Here is a 16,965-nt window from a genome sequence, read left to right as displayed (position 1 = left end):
GCGGGCGGGTGCCCTCGCCGCCGGGGAGTGCGCTCAGCGGTCCCGGCCCTGTTCCGGCACGGGGCGCGGGGCAGGCCGCGGCGCGGCGTTCCGGTGCGGCGGGGGCGCGCGGAGCGGACGGGCCGTTCGCCGTGGGTGATGGCGCCGGGCGCGCCGTGCGGTGCGGCGGATGCTGCCGCCCGGGGCGGGCCGTGCGGTGCGGCCGAAAGCGCGGGTCCGAGCCGGACTGCGCGGTGGCGGGGCCGCTACGCGCCGTGATCGGCTGCGGCGGTGAGACGGAAACCGGTGGCCACCGGGAGAAACGGTCGCGGCCGAATAGGTCCGCGGGCCGGTCCGGTTTGCGGGGTTGGCCGCTGGGTAAACCAGAGGCCGGGCTTGCGCGGCCGCGGCGCGTCGGCCACGGCGTGCTGTGACGGGACCGGCCCGTTGGGCGGCGCGAGCTGGTCAGGCGGTCAGGCCAGGAGGTGCTGCTCGATCTCGGCGTCGAGGTTGACGAACTCGCCCTCGCGCCCGGCCGGCACGATCTCGTAGGTGCGGTGCAGGAACTCCGCCAGCGGCGAGACCGGGGCGTCGAACTGCGCCTGGCCGAACGGCGACGACAGCGCGATGTTCACGGTGCGCTCGCCGTTGCCCGACTCGGGCCACACGCGGACGTCGCCCTCGCCGGCGGCGCGCACGATGCCCACCGTCAGCAGTTCGCGGGCGAAGATCCACTCGACGGGCTCGTCCTCGCCGGTGTGGAACGCCACCTTGATGGCGTAGGGGTCGTCGGCGGTGTAGTCGAGCCGTGCGACCAGGGGGACCGCCGTGCGGTCGGGGACCACGAGCCGAAGGCCCAGCTCGGCGGTGGCAGTGGTGCCGCTACTGTTCATGTTCGCCAAACCTTTTCTCGTCCGGCCCCGCGTAAAGCGCGGGTGGGTTAACCGTCTCGCCCGCTCCAACGCGGCCGGGTGCGGTCTATGACGCCGCAACCGGAAAACTTTGCCAGTTGGATGCCTCTTGGAGTGCGGCTGGGTTTTCCTATGCCGCCTCCTGGTCCTCCGGTCACTGTAATGAGCTGCGGAAACCAGTAATTTCCGGATGATCTGTGGCCCACGTCACCCGCGAGGCGGAGGTGCGTGCGTCCCGGATGTTCGTGGGCGCCCGATTGTCCGCCTATGAGGGCGTTTCGCGTTTTGCGCGCTGTTGAACACCGCAGTGGACCCGTTTGGTGAGACGTCGGTCACAGTACCGCCCGCCTGGTGGGGACGACGGCACAATCCACCCCGTCGGATGCGCTAGAGTCTTCAGTGTTCGCCCCGCCGAGAGGCGCCGGACACCCGGGCGATTAGCTCAGTTGGCTAGAGCGCGTCGTTCACACCGACGAGGTCACTGGTTCGAGTCCAGTATCGCCCACCCCGATCAAGGTCGGCTCCGATCATCAGGAGTCGGCCTTGTTTGTTTCATCCCGGCGCAACGGGGAACACGTGGCGCCCCGCGCGGCACCGGCCGCCGGGCGCGGTTTTCCCGCAGGTCAGCGCCTGCCGACGGGCGGGATCCGGTCGGCGGAACCAGCCGCGGCGTGTGGCCGACGCCATGGTCGAGCGGCAGGTCCGCTTCGGCGGAAATCTGCTGTCCGATACGCCGCATCCGCAGGGGCGCGGACGCGGGCGCGGGGATCAGCCCAGCGAGCGGGCGCAGCGGCGCAGCGAGAACCGGCGGCGGGGGCGCTCGCCGGTCCCGGCGGACGGGCGCGCGCCCAGCAGCCGCGCCAGGCGGGAGTCGGGGTGGGAGCGCACCGCGCGGTCCTTGGCCTTCTCCTTGGCCGCGTGCGCCCAGTGCCGCGCGCGGCGCAGCAGGTGCTTGGCCCAGGCGAACTCCGTGGCGAGGACGGCCAGGCCCAGCACGATCGCGGCGGCACCCGGGCCGGGGGTCACGCACATGACCACGCCGGCCAGCACGAAGAAGAGGCCGACGGTGGCCACGACGCCGCGCCAGGTCCAACTCAGGACCGGGTGGGCGTGCATGCGCAGCCGCCACACCCGCAGCCGGGTGCGGAACCGGCGCCACCGCCGCGAGGGCCGGTGTGCGCGTGTGCTCGTGGTGGGGGATGCCGCCGGGGCCGGACGGTCGGTCATGGGGCTCGGAGACATGCAGTCACAATATCGGCCGGATCAAGACGAGGTAACGGGCCAAGCCGTGAAAATACCGATCGTTTTCTCGACTCCCCGTCCGGCCGCTGAGGCGGCCGCTGCGCCCCCGGGGGCCCGCGCCGGGCCCGACGGCCGCCTCGGCGCCTCCCGGCGCCTCCACAGCCCTCCCAGCGGCGCGCCCCGCCGCCGCGGCAGGCGCTCGCGCGGTGCGCCTTCAGCGGCCCGCGTCGCCCGGAACCCCGCCGGGCCCCTCGTCCTCGGCCTCGTGGCCGTAGATCCAGTCGCCGTGGGCGTCCTCGGCCTTGGCCGCCGTGCGCGTCCACGCCTCGGGGGAGTCGTCGCCGCCCGCCCGCACCGCGGCCAGGATCTCCTCGTTGACCTCCCGCAGCCGGTCGGTGCGCTGCCGGCGCCGCCGCGCGTAGCGCTTCAGCGCCGCCCCCGCCTCCAGGGACGTGGCCTCCCGCAGGTGCGCGGCCAGCGCCACCGCGTCCTCCACCGCCTGGTTGGCGGGCTGGGCGAAGAACGGCAGCGTGGGGTGGGCCGCGTCGCCCAGCAGCGCCACTCGGCCCCGGCTCCACACCGGAACCGGCCCGTGGTCGTGCACGCCCCACATGCCGACCCACTCGGCGGCCGAGAAGAGCGCCCGGGCCGTGGGGCTCCAGCCGGCGAACGCCGACAGCAGGTCGGCCACCCGGCCGCGCACCGCCCAGGAGTCGGGGTCGCGCGCCCCCGCCGGCACCGTCGCCGTGAACGCCACCCGCCGCCCGGCCGACACCGGGTAGGCGGCGATGTAGCGGTCCCTGCCCGACCACACCCGCACGCGCGGCTCCCGCAGCAGCGCCGGCGCGCGCTCGGCCGGGGCCAGGCCGCGGTAGAGCACGCGCCGGGCCGGCCGGTAGCGCTCGGTGTTCACCAGGCTGCGGATCAGGGAGTTGGCGCCGTCGGCGCCGATGGCGACGTCGCCGTGCGCAGACCGCCCGTCGGCGCAGCGCACCGTCACGCCGTCGCTGCTCTCCAGCAGGTCGGTGACGTAGCGCCCGCCGCGCACCGCGCCCTCGCCCGCGGCCGCCAGCAGCGCCGCGTGCAGGTCGGCCCGCAGCAGGGCGAGGTTGGGGGCGCCGTAGCGCTCGGCGTGGGCGCCGTCCTGGGGGTGGCGCCCAGCAGCAGGTCGTCGTCGTAGCGCAGGACGTCGCGGCCGGCGATCGGCACCGCCACCCGGTCCAGTGCCGGACCCAGCCCCAGCCGGCGCAGCGGACGCACCGCGTTGGGGGTCAGGACCAGGCCCGCGCCCACGGGGGAGGGGCCGGGCGCCTGCTCCAGCACCACGACCTCGTGGCGGGAGCCGGCCAGTGCCGCCGCCAGCGCCGTTCCGGCGATCCCGGCACCTACCACCACAACGCGCACGCGCACCCCCGCGCCTCGACTCGGCGGCCGCGGCCCTGCCGCGGCCCGCCGCGCTCCTCCACCGGTGGCATACCCGGGCGGCGGGTGCCGCCTCGCCAACGGATCCTAATCTGTCCGCCTTCGCCCGACACGCTCCCTTGTCCGCCCGCCGGCCGGCGCGACGGGTACGCCCCGGATAACCAGGGTGAGCGGGTGGGGCGGAGCCGATAGCATCGAAGCGCGGGGCGCGGCCGCACCCGGTCGCGCCGCACCGCGCCGGGGCCGCCGCACTCCGCACGGCCCCGCGCCCTACCGCCCAGTCCCGCCCGTGAGGAGAGCAACCGTGTCCGTCGTCCCTGAGCTGCGCATCACCCTCGCCGGAACCGAGCGTGCGGTGGCGGCCGGGACGACCGCCGGCCAGGCGCTCGACGCCGACGGCAGGACCGTTGTCGCCGCCCGCGTCAACGGCGAGCTGCGCGACCTCGCCCACGAACTCGCCGACGGCGACGCGGTCGAACCCGTCGCGGTCGACTCCGCCGACGGCCGCGCCATCCTGCGCCACTCCGCCGCCCACGTCATGGCCCAGGCGGTGCAGGAGCTGTTCCCCGAGGCCAAGCTCGGGATCGGCCCGCCCATCGACAACGGCTTCTACTACGACTTCGACGTCGCCGAGCCCTTCACCCCCGACGACCTCAAGCGCATCGAGAAGCGCATGCAGGAGATCGTCAAGCAGGGCCAGCGGTTCGTCCGCCGCCCCGTCAGCGACGACGACGCCCGCGCCGAACTCGCCGACGAGCCCTACAAGCTGGAGCTCATCGGCCTCAAGGGCTCGGCCCAGGACGCCGCCGAGGGCGCCTCGGTCGAGGTCGGCGCCGGCGCGCTCACCATCTACGACAACGTCCACCCGCGCACCGGCGAGCTGTGCTGGAAGGACCTGTGCCGGGGACCGCACCTGCCCACCACCAAGGCGATCCCCGCCTTCAAACTGATGCGCTCGGCCGCCGCCTACTGGCGCGGCAGCGAGAAGAACCCCCAGCTCCAGCGCATCTACGGCACCGCCTGGGAGTCCCGCGACGCGCTCAAGGACTACCTCGCCTTCCTTGAGGAGGCCGAGAAGCGCGACCACCGCCGGCTGGGCGCCGAGCTCGACCTGTTCTCCTTCCCCGACGAGCTCGGCTCGGGCCTGGCGGTGTTCCACCCCAAGGGCGGGGTGGTCCGCAAGGAGATGGAGCAGTACTCCCGCCGCCGCCACGAGGAGGCCGGCTACGAGTTCGTCTACACCCCCCACATCACCAAGGCGAACCTGTTCGAGACCTCGGGGCACCTGCCCAACTACGACGAGGGCATGTTCCCCCCCATGCGGTTCGACGGCCAGGACTACTACCTCAAGGCCATGAACTGCCCCATGCACAACCTGATCTACCGCTCGCGCGGGCGCTCCTACCGCGAGCTGCCGCTGCGGCTGTTCGAGTTCGGCACCGTCTACCGCTACGAGAAGTCGGGCGTCGTGCACGGCCTCACCCGGGCCCGCGGGTTCACCCAGGACGACTCCCACATCTACTGCACCCGCGAGCAGGCGCCCGAGGAGCTCGACAGCCTGCTCACCTTCGTGCTCGACCTGCTGCGCGACTACGGGCTCGGCGACTTCTACCTGGAGCTGTCCACCCGGGGCGAGTCCGCGAAGTTCATCGGCGAGCCCGAGGAGTGGGAGGAGGCCACCGAGCTGCTGCGCCAGGCCGCGCAGAAGCAGGGCCTGGAGCTGGTCATGGACCCCGGCGGCGCCGCCTACTACGGACCCAAGATCTCGGTGCAGGCCAAGGACGCCATCGGGCGCACCTGGCAGATGTCCACCCTCCAGGTCGACCTCCAGCAGCCCAAGCGCTTCGAGCTGGAGTACACCGCCGCCGACGGCTCCCGGCAGCGGCCCGTCATGATCCACCGGGCGCTGTTCGGCTCCATCGAGCGGTTCTTCGGCGTGCTGCTGGAGCACTACGCGGGCGCGTTCCCGGCGTGGCTGGCCCCGGTGCAGGCCGTGGGCATCCCCATCGCCGACGAGCACGTCCCCTACCTGGAGGAGCTGGCGGCGCGGCTGCGCGCGGAGGGCATCCGGGTCGAGGTCGATGCCAGCGACGACCGGATGCAGAAGAAGATCCGCAACGCCCAGAAGCAGAAGGTCCCCTTCATGCTGCTGGCCGGCGACGACGACATCAGCAAGGGCGCGGTGTCGTTCCGCTACCGCGACGGCTCCCAGAACAACGGGGTGCCGCTGGACGACGCCGTCGCCGAGATCGTCACCGCGGTGCGCGAGCGCCGGTAGCGCCCGGCCACCCGGTGCCCGCGCCCCTGCGCCCCCGAGGCGCAGGGGCGCGGCGCGTTTCGGCGGCCATAACCCCCGGGTGACCGGAACCCCCGACGGGCGACCGGAACCGGCCTCAGCGCGCGGCGGCCGCCCCCGCCGGCGTCCGCGCCGGCCGCCCCGCACCGGCACGGCGGCAGGTCTGCAGGATCTCGGCGGCCACCGCGCGCGGGTTGTCGGCCATGGGGATGTGCCCGCACCCCAGCAGGGCCACCTGGCGGGCGTGCGGGATGCGGCGCAGCGCCCGGCGCGCCCCGGCGGGCGGCAGCAGGCGGTCGCGGTCGCCCCAGGCGACGGTGACGGGGACCCCGGCCGCCACGCTCTCCTGGAAGACGTACCCCGCCACGTGCGGGGTCAGCCGGAGGAACGGCGAGCCGGGCGAGAGCACCGAGACGTCGAAGGTGACCGCGCGGGCGGCCTCGGAGGCGGGGTCGCCGCGCAGGAACCGCCGGGCGAGCGCGCGTGCGGCCGGTGTCTCGACCGCCGCCCGCAGCACCGGCGCGGGGATGCGCGCCGCCCACCGCGCGCCGCGCGACAGGCACCGGGCGCCCGCGATGCGCGGGGCGGTGCCGAACCCGATGGGCGAGAGCGCGGTCACCGAGGCGGCGCGGCCCCGGCGCCCAGCTCCAGCGCCATGGCCCCGCCCAGGGAGTTGCCCGCCACGTGCGGGCGCCGGACCCCGATGCGGTCGCAGAAGGCGGCCACGGTGTCGGCCAGCCAGCCGATGTCGTAGGCGCAGTCGGGGTCGGGCGCCGCGGAGTCGCCGAACCCGGGCAGGTCGGGCACCACGACGTCGTGGTGGCGGGCGAGGACGGGCACCACGCGCTGCCAGGCGCGGCGGTGGTGGCCCAGGCCGTGCAGCAGCAGGACGGGGGAGCCGTTGCCCCGGCGGTCGTAGACGATGCGCGGCGTGTCCATGAACACCAGGTGTACCCGATTCAGGCGGGTGCTACCTCGCCGCCGCCCGGGCGGCGGCGCAGGTGGCGCGTGTGGCGGTGCCGCCGGCCCCGGCGGATCGCCCGGCCGGTCAGCGCGCGCACCTGCGCCGGTGCGGCCAGGCCTGGAGGGCGCCGAAGGCGGCGACAGCGACCACGGCGGCGACGGCGAGGACCTGCCGGGTGTCCACGGGGCTCCGCACAGGGCTGCGGACAAGGGCTCACCGCATGCGATGCGGGCATCGGGCACGGGCTTCCCGCGGCCGACGGGCGGCCGGTCCCGGCCGCGGCGCGGGGTGCCGGAGGCGGGGCGGGAAGCGGGCGGCCGAAGGCGCGCCGACCGCCGCGGGGGCGGCCGGCGCGCCGATGGGCCCGTCGTGGACCGGGGGAGCTGACGCGGCGGCAGGGTGCGGTGCCGCCTGTGGCACCCGGCTAGCGGGCGGGCGCCGCGTCGTCCACGTCGCACTCGCGGGCGGGTCGGACGTCGAGGTAGCCCCACTCGACCATGGAGTCGGCGCCCAGGCGGTCCAGGCCGCCGGCCTCGGGCACGAGGTCGGGGTCGAGCAGGACCTGCTCGCCGCCGCCGGGCTGCTCGAAGGCCGGGGCGATCGGGCCGACCTCGGCGGAGAAGGCCTCGGTGACCGCGTAGCAGCGGTAGTTGTGCCGGGGCCCGCCCTCCCAGGTGTTGAGGGAGTCCGGCGGCAGGGAGCGCTCGGGGAAGGGGGTGTCGGCGGGGGCGAGGAAGGAGCCGTGGGCCGAGCCGAACCGGTCCAGGAGCGTGCCCTCGCGCAGGGTCTCGACCTCGCGCCGGACCTCGCCGTCCACCACGGCGAACCCGTCGTGGGCGGGGTAGCGCCAGCTCTCGGAGACCTCGCCGGTGGCGCTGTCGACGCCGGTCTGGCGGTGCCGGCTGACGAACGCGATGGGGGACAGGCCGCCCAGGCGGTCGTAGTCGGTGAGGAGTTCGCCCACCACGCCCGCGCGCGGGAGTTCGGCCGGGCCCAGGCGGGGGTCGCCGCACAGGTAGCGGTCGCGTTCCTCGGCGCTGGGCGGGGGCACCGGCACCGTGCACCCGGGCCCCTGCGCGGCGGCGGAGGCAGGGGCGGCGGAGAGCGCGAGAACGACCGCGCCGGCGGCGGCCAGGGCCGGTGCGAACGGGATGGGGGGCATGCGGGACGACTCCGTTTCAGCGTGGACCACGGGGGAGGCGGAGCGGGAGCCTCTGCCGGAACGAGGCCATTCAACTACACACCGTGACTGAACGTGCGGGTTTTCGGCAGGGCGGTGTGAGAAAGCGGTGTACCCGTGGCGGACGTGCGCGGGTGCGCCAGGGGCTTGCTAGCATCCTGGCGCCGCCCACGAGCCACGCAGGGGAGCCCGTCATGCCCGAATCACCCTCAGCCCGTTCGGGCGACGTCGGGGAATGGGTGCCCCACGGGGCCGAGTTCCTCCAGCGCATGATGGACGAACTGGTCGTGGCCCACGAACTGGGCCACGCGGTGGTCGGCGAGGCGGTGGGGATGGAGTCCCTGGGCTTCAAGCTGGAGTTCGCCCGCAACGGCGCCTCGGTCGCCCACGCCTCGGGGCTGGCCCCCTGGCGCTACAACGGTGTCGGCCACCACGGGCTGGCGATGGCTCTGGTGGCCGGAACCCTGGCCCAGGACGTGTGGGCGCGCCTTCGCGGTGCCACCGACATCGCCACGCGCCGCGCCCTGTTCCGCGACATGGCCCCGGGAAGCGCGTTCGACAACGCCTTCCTCCAACGGCTGGTGGAGGAGCGCGGGGTGGACATGCCGGCGGTCGTGGCCTCGACCGAGGAAGCGCTCGACCGCCCCGAGGTGCGGTCGGCGCTGCGGGAGCTGGTGGAGGACGTGATGCGCGACGTGCCGATGCGCCGTGCGAAGCCGATGCAGTACCTGGCGCCCGGGGAGTACATCCGCCAGGTGCTGGCGCGCCACGGGGTCGTGCGGGGCATGGCGGGCGGTGCCCCGCACGACGCCGCCGCCAGGGCGGCGGCGCGGCGGCCGGCGGGCAGGGCCGGGGGGCGCGTGCCCGGGGTGGCCCAGGCGGTGCGGGCGGCGGCCGGCCGGTCCGCGCTGGTGCCCGGCTCCTCGGCGGAGCGGTCCCTGAGCCGCTCACTCACCACCCCGGCCCGGCCCGGCCACCGCCCGCACACCGGTCAGGTCACGCCGGCAGCCCCAGTTCGCGGGCGATGAGCATCCGCTGGATCTCCGAGGTGCCCTCGCCGATCTCCAGGATCTTGGCGTCGCGGTAGAAGCGGCCGACGGGGGTCTCGTTCATGAAGCCGTAGCCGCCGAAGACCTGGGTGGCGGCGCGGGCGTTGTCCATGGCGGCGTTGGAGGCGACCAGCTTGGCGATGGCGGCCTGCTTCTTGAACGGCTCGCCGGCGAGCATGCGGGCGGCGGCGTCGTAGTAGGCTAGCCGGGCGGTGTGGGCGCGGGCCTCCATGTCGGCGATGGCGAACTGGATCGCCTGGTAGTGGCCGATGCTGTGGCCGAACGCCTCGCGCTGCCCGGCGTAGCGGACGCTCTCGTCCACGCACCCCTGGGCCAGGCCCACCGCGAGCGCGGCGATGGCGATGCGGCCCTCGTCCAGGATGCGCAGGAACTGGGCGTAGCCGCGCCCGCGCTCGCCGACGAGGTTGTCGGCGGGCACCCGGCAGTCGGTGAAGACGAGTTCGTTGGTGTCGGAGGCGTTCCAGCCGACCTTGGAGTAGTGCTGCCCCACGGCCATGCCCGGGGTGCCCGAGGGGACCAGGATCGCCGAGATCTCGGGGCGGCCGTCGGGCAGGGTTCCGGTGGCGGCGGTGACGGTGACCAGCGCGGTGATGTCGGTGCCGGAGTTGGTGATGAAGCACTTGGTGCCGTTGACGGTCCACTGGCCGTCGGCCAGACGGGCGGTGGTGCGGGTGGCCCCGGCGTCGGAGCCGCCGCCGGGCTCGGTCAGCCCGAACGCCCCCAGCGCCTCCCCCGAGCACAGCCGCGGCAGCCAGGCGCGCTTCTGCTCCTCGGTGCCGAACCGGTGGATCGGCATGGCGCCCAGCGAGACCGCCGCCTCCAGGGTGATGGCCACCGAGGAGTCGGCGCGGGCCAGTTCCTCCAGGGCCAGGCACAGCGCGAAGTAGTCGCCGCCCATGCCGCCGTACTCCTCGGGGAAGGGCAGGCCGAACAGGCCCATGCGGCCCATCGCGGCGACGATGGGGTAGGGGAACGCGCCGCGCTCGTAGTAGTCGCCGATGGCCGGCGCCACCTCGGTTCGCGCGAACTCCTCGACGGTGCGGCGCAGTTCCTCGTACTCGTCGGACAGCCCGTGGGTCATGGCTCCTGCTCCTTGACGGTGGTGGACGCGGAGGCCGGTGCGGCTCCGGGATCGCGCGGGGCCGGTGCGGCCTCGGGGGTGATGGCGGCCAGGACCTCGTCCATGGCCACGGGCCGGCCCGGGCGGGCGTGCAGTTCGGTGACGGTGCCGTCGAGGGGAGCGGTGACGGTGTGCTCCATCTTCATGGCCTCGACCACGGCCACGGGGCTTCCGGCCACGACGCGGTCGCCCGGGGCCACGGCCACCGACAGCACGGTGCCGGGCATGGGGCTGCGCACGGCGCCGTCGGCGGCGGCGCCGCCCCCGCGCACCGGCGCCAGGCGGGGGTCGTCGGTGAACCGCCAGGCGGCGCCGTCGCGGCCCAGCCACAGGCCGGCCGGGTCGGTGGCGCGGGCGTAGCGCAGGGTGCGGCCGTGGACGGTGACGACCAGGGTGCGGCCGTCGGGCGTGCGGGCGGCGTCGATGGCAAAGGGCGGTCCGCCGTCGACGCTGGCCTCGTAGGCCACGGGCGCCTCCGGCCCGCCGGCGGTGCCGGCGGTGGTGCCCTCGGCGCGGCGGCGCAGCCGGACCGCCGCGGGGCCGCGCCGGGGCGCGCGCAGCCGCCAGGTGGTCCAGGCCCGCGCGCCCAGGCGCCAGCCGTCGGGGACGGCGAACCGGTCGGCGGTGCGGGGGTCGGGCTCCAGGCCGAGTTGGTGGTCGGCGGCAGCGGCGGCGAGCAGTCCGTCGTCGACGTCGGCGCCGTCGGCGGGCACCAGGGCGGGGGCGAGTTGGGGGGTGAGGTCGGTGCTGAGGTCGCCGGCGCGGACGCGGGGGGTGCGCAGGAGGCGGCGCAGGAACGCGACGTTGGTGTCGCAGCCCAGCAGGGTGTAGCCGGCGAGGGCGGCGTCCATGCGGTCCAGGGCGGCGGCGCGGTCGGGGGCCCAGGTGACGACCTTGGCGAGCATGGGGTCGTAGGCCGAGGTGACCTCGGTTCCCTCGTCCAGGCCGGAGTCGACGCGGACGCCGGGGCCCTCGGGCTCCGCCAGGAGCAGGACGCGGCCGCCGGTGGGCAGGAAGCCCTGGGCGGGGTCCTCGGCGTAGACCCGGGATTCCACGGCGTGGCCGTCGAGCGCGAGGTCCTCCTGGGTGAAGGGGAGGGGTTCGCCGCGCGCGACGCGGACCTGGAGTTCGACCAGGTCGATGCCGCGGCGGCCGTTGACCGCCACGACGGCCTCGGTGACCGGGTGCTCGACCTGGAGGCGGGTGTTCATCTCCAGGAAGGCGTAGGAGAGGCCGGGGGCGGCGGTGGGGGAGGGCGCCCCGGGTGCGGGGCCATCGGCGGTGGCCGCGGTTGTCCCCAGGGGGCGGAGGTGGTGTGGTGCGGGGGAGCCGGCCTCGGGTTGACTTGAAGAAAGGGGTTCCCCCAAAGCCCCGGTCTCGCCGTGCCCGGCACCGGCCGGGGGCGGGCCGCCGGCGGCCTCGGCCGGGGTTGCCGTCCACAGCCCGGCGGATCCGGGTGGCGTGTGCGGCGCGGCGTGGGGTTGACTTGAAGCAAGGGGTTCCCCCGGGGCTCCCGTATCGGCGTGCCCGGCACCCGCCCCGCCGCCTCCGGCCCCGCCGCCCGGCTCCTCCCGCGGCGGCTGCACGATGAACTCCACCGTGCCCGCGCCCACGTACCCGCAGGCCCGGGCGGCGGCCACCGCGGCGCGGCCCATGGCCGCGCGCTGCTCGGGCGTGAGCAGCGGCGACGGCGCCTCCTCCACGATCTTCTGGTGGCGCCGCTGCAGGCTGCACTCCCGCTCGCCCAGGTGCACCACGTTGCCGTGCGCGTCGGCCAGCACCTGCACCTCGATGTGCCGGGGCCGCCGCACCAGGCGCTCCACCAGCAGGGTGTCGTCGCCGAACGCGGCCCGGGCCTCGCGCCGCGCCGCCGCTGCCGCGGCCGCGAGTTCGCCGGGGCCCTCCACGACCCGCATCCCCTTGCCGCCGCCGCCCGCCGAGGGCTTGATCAGCAGCGGGTAGCCCACGTCGGCGGCGGCCCGCTCCAGCGCGGTGTCGTCCATCGGTCGGCCGGGCTCCTCGGCGAACCCGGGCAGCAGCGGCACCCCGGCCGCGGCGACCTCCCGCTTGGCGCGGATCTTGTCGCCCATGGCCTCGATCGCCTCGGGCGGCGGACCGATGAACACCAGCCCCGCCTCGGCGCAGAGCCGGGCGAACGCGGCGTTCTCGGCGAGGAACCCGTAGCCGGGGTGGACCATGCGGGCGCCGGCCGCCTGGGCGGCGGCGACGATCGCCGGGGCGTTGAGGTAGCTGTCGGACAGCGCGGCGCCCCCCACGCACACGGCCGTGTCGGCGGCGCGCACGTGCCGGGCGCCGGCGTCGGCGGTGCTGTGCACGGCGACCGTGCGCAGGCCCATGCGGCGCAGCGTGCGGATGATCCGCACCGCGATCTCGCCGCGGTTGGCCACGAGCACGGTCGTGGCGGTGGCGCCGGGCGCGCCGGGGCCCGCGGCGGCCGTGCCCGAGGGCGCCGGGGGCGCGGTGGTGGCGGATTCAGCGGTGGTCATCGTCGCACCTCACATCCGGAAGACGCCGTAGCCCACGGGCTCCAGCGGGGCGTATCGGGCGGCCTCCAGGCCCAGGGCCAGCACGGTCCGGGTGTCGGCGGGGTCGATCACGCCGTCGTCCCAGAGCCGGGCCGTGGAGTAGTAGGGGGCGCCCTGGCGTTCGTACTGGTCGCGGATGGGGGCCTTGAACTCCTCCTCGGCCTCGGCGGGCCAGTCCTCGCCGCGCGCGGCCTTCTGGTCGCGCCGCACCGTGGCCAGCACCGACGCCGCCTGCTCGCCGCCCATCACCGAGATCCGCGCGTTGGGCCACATCCACAGGAACCGCGGCGAATAGGCCCGGCCGCACATGCTGTAGTTGCCGGCGCCGAAGGACCCGCCGATCACCACGGTGAACTTGGGCACCCGCGCGCACGCCACCGCCGTGACCATCTTCGCGCCGTGCTTGGCGATCCCGCCGGCCTCGTAGTCGCGGCCCACCATGAACCCCGAGATGTTCTGCAGGAACACCAGCGGGATGCCGCGCCGGTCGCACAGTTCGATGAAGTGGGCGCCTTTCAGCGCCGACTCCCCGAAGAGGATCCCGTTGTTGGCCACGATCCCCACCGGGTGCCCGTGGACGCGGGCGAACCCGGTGACCAGGGTGGTGCCGTACTCCGCCTTGAACTCGGCGAACTCGCTGGCGTCGACGACGCGGCCGATGACCTCGCGCACGTCGTAGGGGGTGCGGGTGTCGGTGGGCACCACCCCGTACAGCTCGGCCGGGTCCAGCGCCGGGGGCCGGGGCTCGGCGCGCTCCCACGCGGGCTCGCCGCGCGGGCCGAAGGTCCCCGCGATCTGGCGCACGATCGCCAGGGCGTGCGCGTCGTCGTCGGCCAGGTGGTCGGCCACCCCCGACACCCGCGCGTGCACGTCGCCGCCGCCCAGCTCCTCGGCCGTGACGACCTCGCCGGTGGCGGCCTTCACCAGCGGCGGTCCGCCCAGGAAGATCGTGCCCTGCTCGCGCACGATCACCGCCTCGTCGCTCATGGCCGGGACATAGGCGCCGCCGGCGGTGCAGGAGCCCAGCACGGCCGCCACCTGCGGGATGCCCAGCCGCGACATCGTCGCCTGGTTGTAGAAGATCCGCCCGAAGTGCTCGCGGTCGGGGAACACCTCGTCCTGCATCGGCAGGAACGCGCCGCCGGAGTCGGCCAGGTAGACGCACGGCAGCCGGTTGTGCAGCGCGACCTCCTGGGCGCGCAGATGCTTCTTCACCGTCATCGGGTAGTAGCTGCCGCCCTTGACCGTGGCGTCGTTGGCGACCACCACGACCTCGCGTCCGGCCACCCGCCCGATGCCGGTGATGATCCCGGCGGCCGGGGCGTCCTGGCCGTCGTCGCCGTAGAGCCCGTAGGCGGCCAGGGGCGAGAGCTCCAGGAACGGGGACCCGGGGTCCAGCAGCGCGTCCACCCGGTCGCGCGGCAGCAGCTTGCCGCGTTCGGTGTGGCGGATGCGGGTCTTCTCGGGCCCGCCCAGCGCCGCGGTCTCCAGCCGGAGGCGCAGCTCGGCGGCCAGCGCCCGGTTGGCCTCGGCATTGCGGGCGAAGGCGGGGCCGTCGGTGTCGACGGCCGAGGTGAGCACCGGTGCCGCGCGCATGGTTCGCCTCCGCTGTTAATGACCGTTAACATCGGCGATGTTAGTGACCGTTAACGTAGGTGTCCAGTGTCACACCGCGCCGATCCCGGGCGGGGCCCCGTTCGCGGTCGGCCGCCCCGTCCGGGGGCCGAGGAGGGAGGTGTCCGCCATGGCCCAGCGCCCCGCGGGCGCGCGCCGCGGCGAGATCCTGCGCGCCGCCGCCGTCCTCTTCGCCGAGCGCGGGTTCCACGGGGTCACCATCGACGACCTGGGCCGGGCCGTGGGCACCACCGGCCCCGCCCTCTACCGGCACTTCCCCGGCAAGGAGGCGCTGCTGGCGGCCATGCTGATCGACGTCAGCGAGCGCCTGGCCGCCGACGCCCGCGCCCGCGCCGACGCAGCGCCCGGTCCCCGCGAGGCGCTGCGCGCCATGCTGCGCGGCCACATCGACTTCGCCCTCACCGAACCCGCGCTGATCACCGTGCACGACCGCGAACTGGGCAACGTCCCCGAGCCCGAGCGCCGCCGCATCCGCCGCCTCCAGCGCGGCTACGTCGAGCAGTGGGTCGAGGTCCTGTCCCGCCTGCGCCCCGGCGCCGGCGCCCCCGTCCTGCGCGCGGCCGTGCACGCCGTGTTCGGCCTGCTCAACTCCACCCCGCACAGCGCGGGCGAACTCCCGCCCGAGCGCATGGGTGCGCTGCTGCTGGAGATGGCCGGCGCCGCGCTGCTCGCCGAGGGCTGAGGGCGCCCCGCCGCGGCGCCCCGCCGCGCACCGCTCCCGGCGCCGGGAGCGGCGTGTCGGCGCAGGCCCCGCCGCGCCGCGCCGACGTTTGACCGCACCCGCCTCGGGCAGCCCTGCACCAGACGGACAGTTGCGCCCGCCGGCGCCCCGCACCCGCGGGACGGGCGGGCCGTCGTAGACGTCGATAAGGAGTGAAGCGACGATGGCACGGCCTCGCATTGTGGTGATCGGCGCGGGCTTCGCGGGCCTGCACGCGCTGCGCCGACTGGAGAAGCGCGTCCCCAAGCAGGCGGCCGACATCGTGCTCATCGCGCCCAACGACTACATGCTCTACAGCCCCCTGCTGCCCCAGGTGGCCTCCGGCCTGCTCACCCCCCAGTCGGTCGCGGTCTCCCTGCACCGCAGCCTGCGCCGCACCCGCATGGTGCCCGGCTCGGCGATCGGCATCGACGCCGACGCCGAGGCCGTGCTGGTCCGCAAGATCTCCGACGAGCTGACCGTGGAGCGCTACGACCGGCTCATCCTGGCCCCCGGCAGCCTCACCCGGGTCTTCGACATCCCCGGCCTGACCGAGTACGCCTACGGCAACAAGAACCTCGCCGAGGCGACCGTGCTGCGCGACCACGTGCTGGCCCAGTTGGAGCTGGCCAACGCCACCTCCGACCCGGTCGAGCGCGAGGAGCGCTGCCGCTTCATCGTGGTGGGCGGCGGCTACACCGGCGTCGAGACCGCCGCGTCGCTGCGCCGCCTCACCGACGAGGCCGCGCGGCTCTACCCCTCGCTGGGCGCCGCGATCTCCTGGCACCTCGTGGACATCGCCCCCCGCCTGCTGCCCGAACTGGGCCCCAAGCTCGGCGAGAACGCCCTGGACCTGCTGCGCCGCATGGGCGTGGAGGTCAAGCTGGAGGTGTCGGTCAAGGAGGTCACCGAGCACAAGGTCGCCCTCACCGACGGCCGGGTGCTGCCCTGCCGCACGCTGATCTGGACGGCGGGGACCTCGCCGAGCCCTCTCATGGAGTCGGTGGGCACCGAGACCAACCGCGGCAAGCTCGTGGTCGGCTCCGACCTCGCGGTGCCCGACCGGCCCGAGATCTTCGCGATCGGCGACGCCGCGGCCGTGCCCGACCTCAGCAAGGAGGACTCCTCGGCCATCTGCCCGCCCACCGCGCAGTACGCCGAGCGGCAGGGCGTGGTGGCCGCCGACAACGTGGTGGCCTCGCTGACGCGGCGGGCCCTGCGCCCCTTCGAGCACAAGGACCTGGGCCTGGTGGTCGACCTCGGCGGCAACGACGCGGTGGCGCGCCCTCTGGGCTACGACCTCTCCGGCCTGCCCGCCTTCGCCGTGACCCGCGGCTACCACCTGTACTCGCTGCCCTCCAACCCCGCGCGCGCCCGCGTGGCTGCCAACTGGATGATCCGGGCGCTGACCGGCGGCGAGGTCTCGCGGCTGGGCTTCCACCAGGGCAAGCCCTCGACGTTCGTGGACCTTGAGGCGGCCCACTACCTCAACCCCGAGGACTCCCGCAAGGAGAGCGCCCGGCTGCTGGACAACGCCGCGGCCCGCGCCGGCTCCTAGGGCCGGGGCAGGAGCCGGGGAGCAGCGGACAACGAAGGGGGCGGGGGCGCACCGCGCGGTGCGCCCCCGCCCCCTCCCGCGCTTCGCGGGCGGCTGTTCAGCGGACGATCTCGTAGCCGGCCTCGTCGACGGCGGCGTCGAGCTGCTCGTCGCTCAGCGGGGTCTCGCTCTCGACGTGGACCCGGCCGCTGGCCAGGTCGACGTCGACGGTGGTCACACCGGGCAGCGCCGAGACCTCCTCGGTGACCGCCTTGACGCAGTGCTCGCAGGTCATGCCCTTGACGGTGACAGTGGTGCCGGCCATGATCGGCCCCTTCCTACGCGGACGTGGTGGGAGTGGGG

14 protein-coding genes, 1 tRNA gene and 2 pseudogenes are annotated in these 16,965 nt (G+C 75.2%); 5 read left to right on the top strand and 12 right to left on the bottom strand.

Annotated elements, in window-relative coordinates; translation table 11 throughout:
- Window positions 1-452: 452 nt before the first annotated feature.
- A complete protein-coding gene (locus HNR12_RS06525; RefSeq protein ID WP_179766654.1) occupies window positions 453-872 on the bottom strand; it encodes an SsgA family sporulation/cell division regulator in 420 nt (139 codons plus the stop codon).
- 449 nt (window positions 873-1,321) lie between these two features.
- Here HNR12_RS06525 and HNR12_RS06520 point away from each other — a divergent pair.
- Window positions 1,322-1,395 (top strand) — tRNA-Val (locus tag HNR12_RS06520).
- A 263-nt stretch (window positions 1,396-1,658) separates the two neighbouring features.
- Here the strand turns inward: HNR12_RS06520 and HNR12_RS06515 are convergent.
- The 3 genes from HNR12_RS06515 to HNR12_RS29070 all read right to left on the bottom strand — a co-directional run bounded on the left by HNR12_RS06515 (window position 1,659) and on the right by HNR12_RS29070 (window position 3,542).
- Window positions 1,659-2,132, bottom strand: coding sequence for a PGPGW domain-containing protein (locus tag HNR12_RS06515; protein WP_246425012.1), 474 nt, complete (start codon window positions 2,130-2,132; stop codon window positions 1,659-1,661).
- Window positions 2,133-2,346: 214 nt separating this feature from the next.
- Window positions 2,347-3,180 (bottom strand): FAD-dependent monooxygenase, encoded by an 834-nt coding sequence (locus HNR12_RS29075; RefSeq protein ID WP_338119733.1) that lies wholly within the window; start codon window positions 3,178-3,180, stop codon window positions 2,347-2,349.
- Window positions 3,129-3,542, bottom strand: a complete 414-nt coding sequence (locus tag HNR12_RS29070; protein ID WP_338119732.1) for an NAD(P)-binding protein — start codon at window positions 3,540-3,542, stop codon at window positions 3,129-3,131. Before HNR12_RS29070 ends, HNR12_RS29075 begins: the two co-directional genes overlap by 52 nt.
- A 316-nt stretch (window positions 3,543-3,858) precedes the next feature.
- Here HNR12_RS29070 and thrS point away from each other — a divergent pair, with 316 nt between their 5' ends.
- Window positions 3,859-5,832 (top strand): threonine--tRNA ligase, encoded by a 1,974-nt coding sequence (gene thrS, locus HNR12_RS06505; protein ID WP_179766653.1) that lies wholly within the window; start codon window positions 3,859-3,861, stop codon window positions 5,830-5,832.
- A gap of 115 nt (window positions 5,833-5,947) precedes the next feature.
- On the opposite strand, the gene HNR12_RS29445 is transcribed toward thrS, so the two are convergent.
- The 3 genes from HNR12_RS29445 to HNR12_RS06495 all read right to left on the bottom strand — a co-directional run bounded on the left by HNR12_RS29445 (window position 5,948) and on the right by HNR12_RS06495 (window position 7,976).
- Complete coding sequence (locus tag HNR12_RS29445; protein WP_338119731.1) at window positions 5,948-6,469, bottom strand: alpha/beta fold hydrolase; 522 nt, start codon at window positions 6,467-6,469, stop codon at window positions 5,948-5,950.
- On the bottom strand, window positions 6,466-6,789 hold the full coding sequence (locus HNR12_RS29440; RefSeq protein WP_338119730.1) for an alpha/beta fold hydrolase: 324 nt from the start codon (window positions 6,787-6,789) through the stop codon (window positions 6,466-6,468). The genes HNR12_RS29445 and HNR12_RS29440 overlap by 4 nt, the downstream gene beginning before the upstream one ends.
- A 449-nt stretch (window positions 6,790-7,238) precedes the next feature.
- Window positions 7,239-7,976, bottom strand: coding sequence for a TNT domain-containing protein (locus HNR12_RS06495; protein ID WP_179766652.1), 738 nt, complete (start codon window positions 7,974-7,976; stop codon window positions 7,239-7,241).
- Window positions 7,977-8,188: 212 nt separating this feature from the next.
- Here HNR12_RS06495 and HNR12_RS06490 point away from each other — a divergent pair, with 212 nt between their 5' ends.
- Window positions 8,189-9,022, top strand: a complete 834-nt coding sequence (locus HNR12_RS06490) for a hypothetical protein (protein WP_179766651.1) — start codon at window positions 8,189-8,191, stop codon at window positions 9,020-9,022.
- Here the strand turns inward: HNR12_RS06490 and HNR12_RS06485 are convergent.
- The 4 genes and pseudogenes from HNR12_RS06485 to HNR12_RS06470 form a co-directional block, all read right to left on the bottom strand.
- Window positions 8,991-10,145, bottom strand: a complete 1,155-nt coding sequence (locus HNR12_RS06485) for an acyl-CoA dehydrogenase family protein (RefSeq protein WP_179766650.1) — start codon at window positions 10,143-10,145, stop codon at window positions 8,991-8,993. The genes HNR12_RS06490 and HNR12_RS06485 overlap by 32 nt on opposite strands.
- A pseudogene (locus tag HNR12_RS29710) lies at window positions 10,142-11,413 on the bottom strand (biotin/lipoyl-containing protein); the annotation flags it as partial. The gene HNR12_RS06485 and the pseudogene HNR12_RS29710, both read right to left, overlap by 4 nt.
- Before the next feature lie 327 nt (window positions 11,414-11,740).
- Window positions 11,741-12,691: pseudogene (locus HNR12_RS29705) on the bottom strand (ATP-binding protein); the annotation flags it as partial.
- A 9-nt stretch (window positions 12,692-12,700) separates the two neighbouring features.
- Window positions 12,701-14,311: a carboxyl transferase domain-containing protein gene (locus HNR12_RS06470; protein WP_179770444.1), complete on the bottom strand. Its 1,611-nt coding sequence runs from the start codon at window positions 14,309-14,311 to the stop codon at window positions 12,701-12,703.
- A 163-nt stretch (window positions 14,312-14,474) separates the two neighbouring features.
- On the opposite strand from HNR12_RS06470, the gene HNR12_RS06465 reads away from it, so the two are divergent.
- The gene (locus tag HNR12_RS06465; RefSeq protein ID WP_179766649.1) at window positions 14,475-15,047 is read left to right on the top strand and encodes an SACE_7040 family transcriptional regulator; all 573 of its coding nucleotides are present in this window, start codon (window positions 14,475-14,477) and stop codon (window positions 15,045-15,047) included.
- Between the two features lie 202 nt (window positions 15,048-15,249).
- On the top strand, window positions 15,250-16,623 hold the full coding sequence (locus HNR12_RS06460) for an NAD(P)/FAD-dependent oxidoreductase (RefSeq protein WP_179766648.1): 1,374 nt from the start codon (window positions 15,250-15,252) through the stop codon (window positions 16,621-16,623).
- A gap of 97 nt (window positions 16,624-16,720) precedes the next feature.
- Here HNR12_RS06460 and HNR12_RS06455 read toward each other — a convergent pair whose 3' ends face one another.
- Window positions 16,721-16,927, bottom strand: coding sequence for a heavy-metal-associated domain-containing protein (locus tag HNR12_RS06455; RefSeq protein ID WP_179766647.1), 207 nt, complete (start codon window positions 16,925-16,927; stop codon window positions 16,721-16,723).
- Between the last annotated feature and the right edge of the window lie 38 nt (window positions 16,928-16,965).

It is taken from the genome of Streptomonospora nanhaiensis, from assembly GCF_013410565.1.
Lineage (GTDB): Bacteria > Actinomycetota > Actinomycetes > Streptosporangiales > Streptosporangiaceae > Streptomonospora > Streptomonospora nanhaiensis.
The sequence above is the reverse complement of the archived record's forward strand: the minus strand, read 5'-3'. Positions and strand labels throughout refer to the sequence as shown.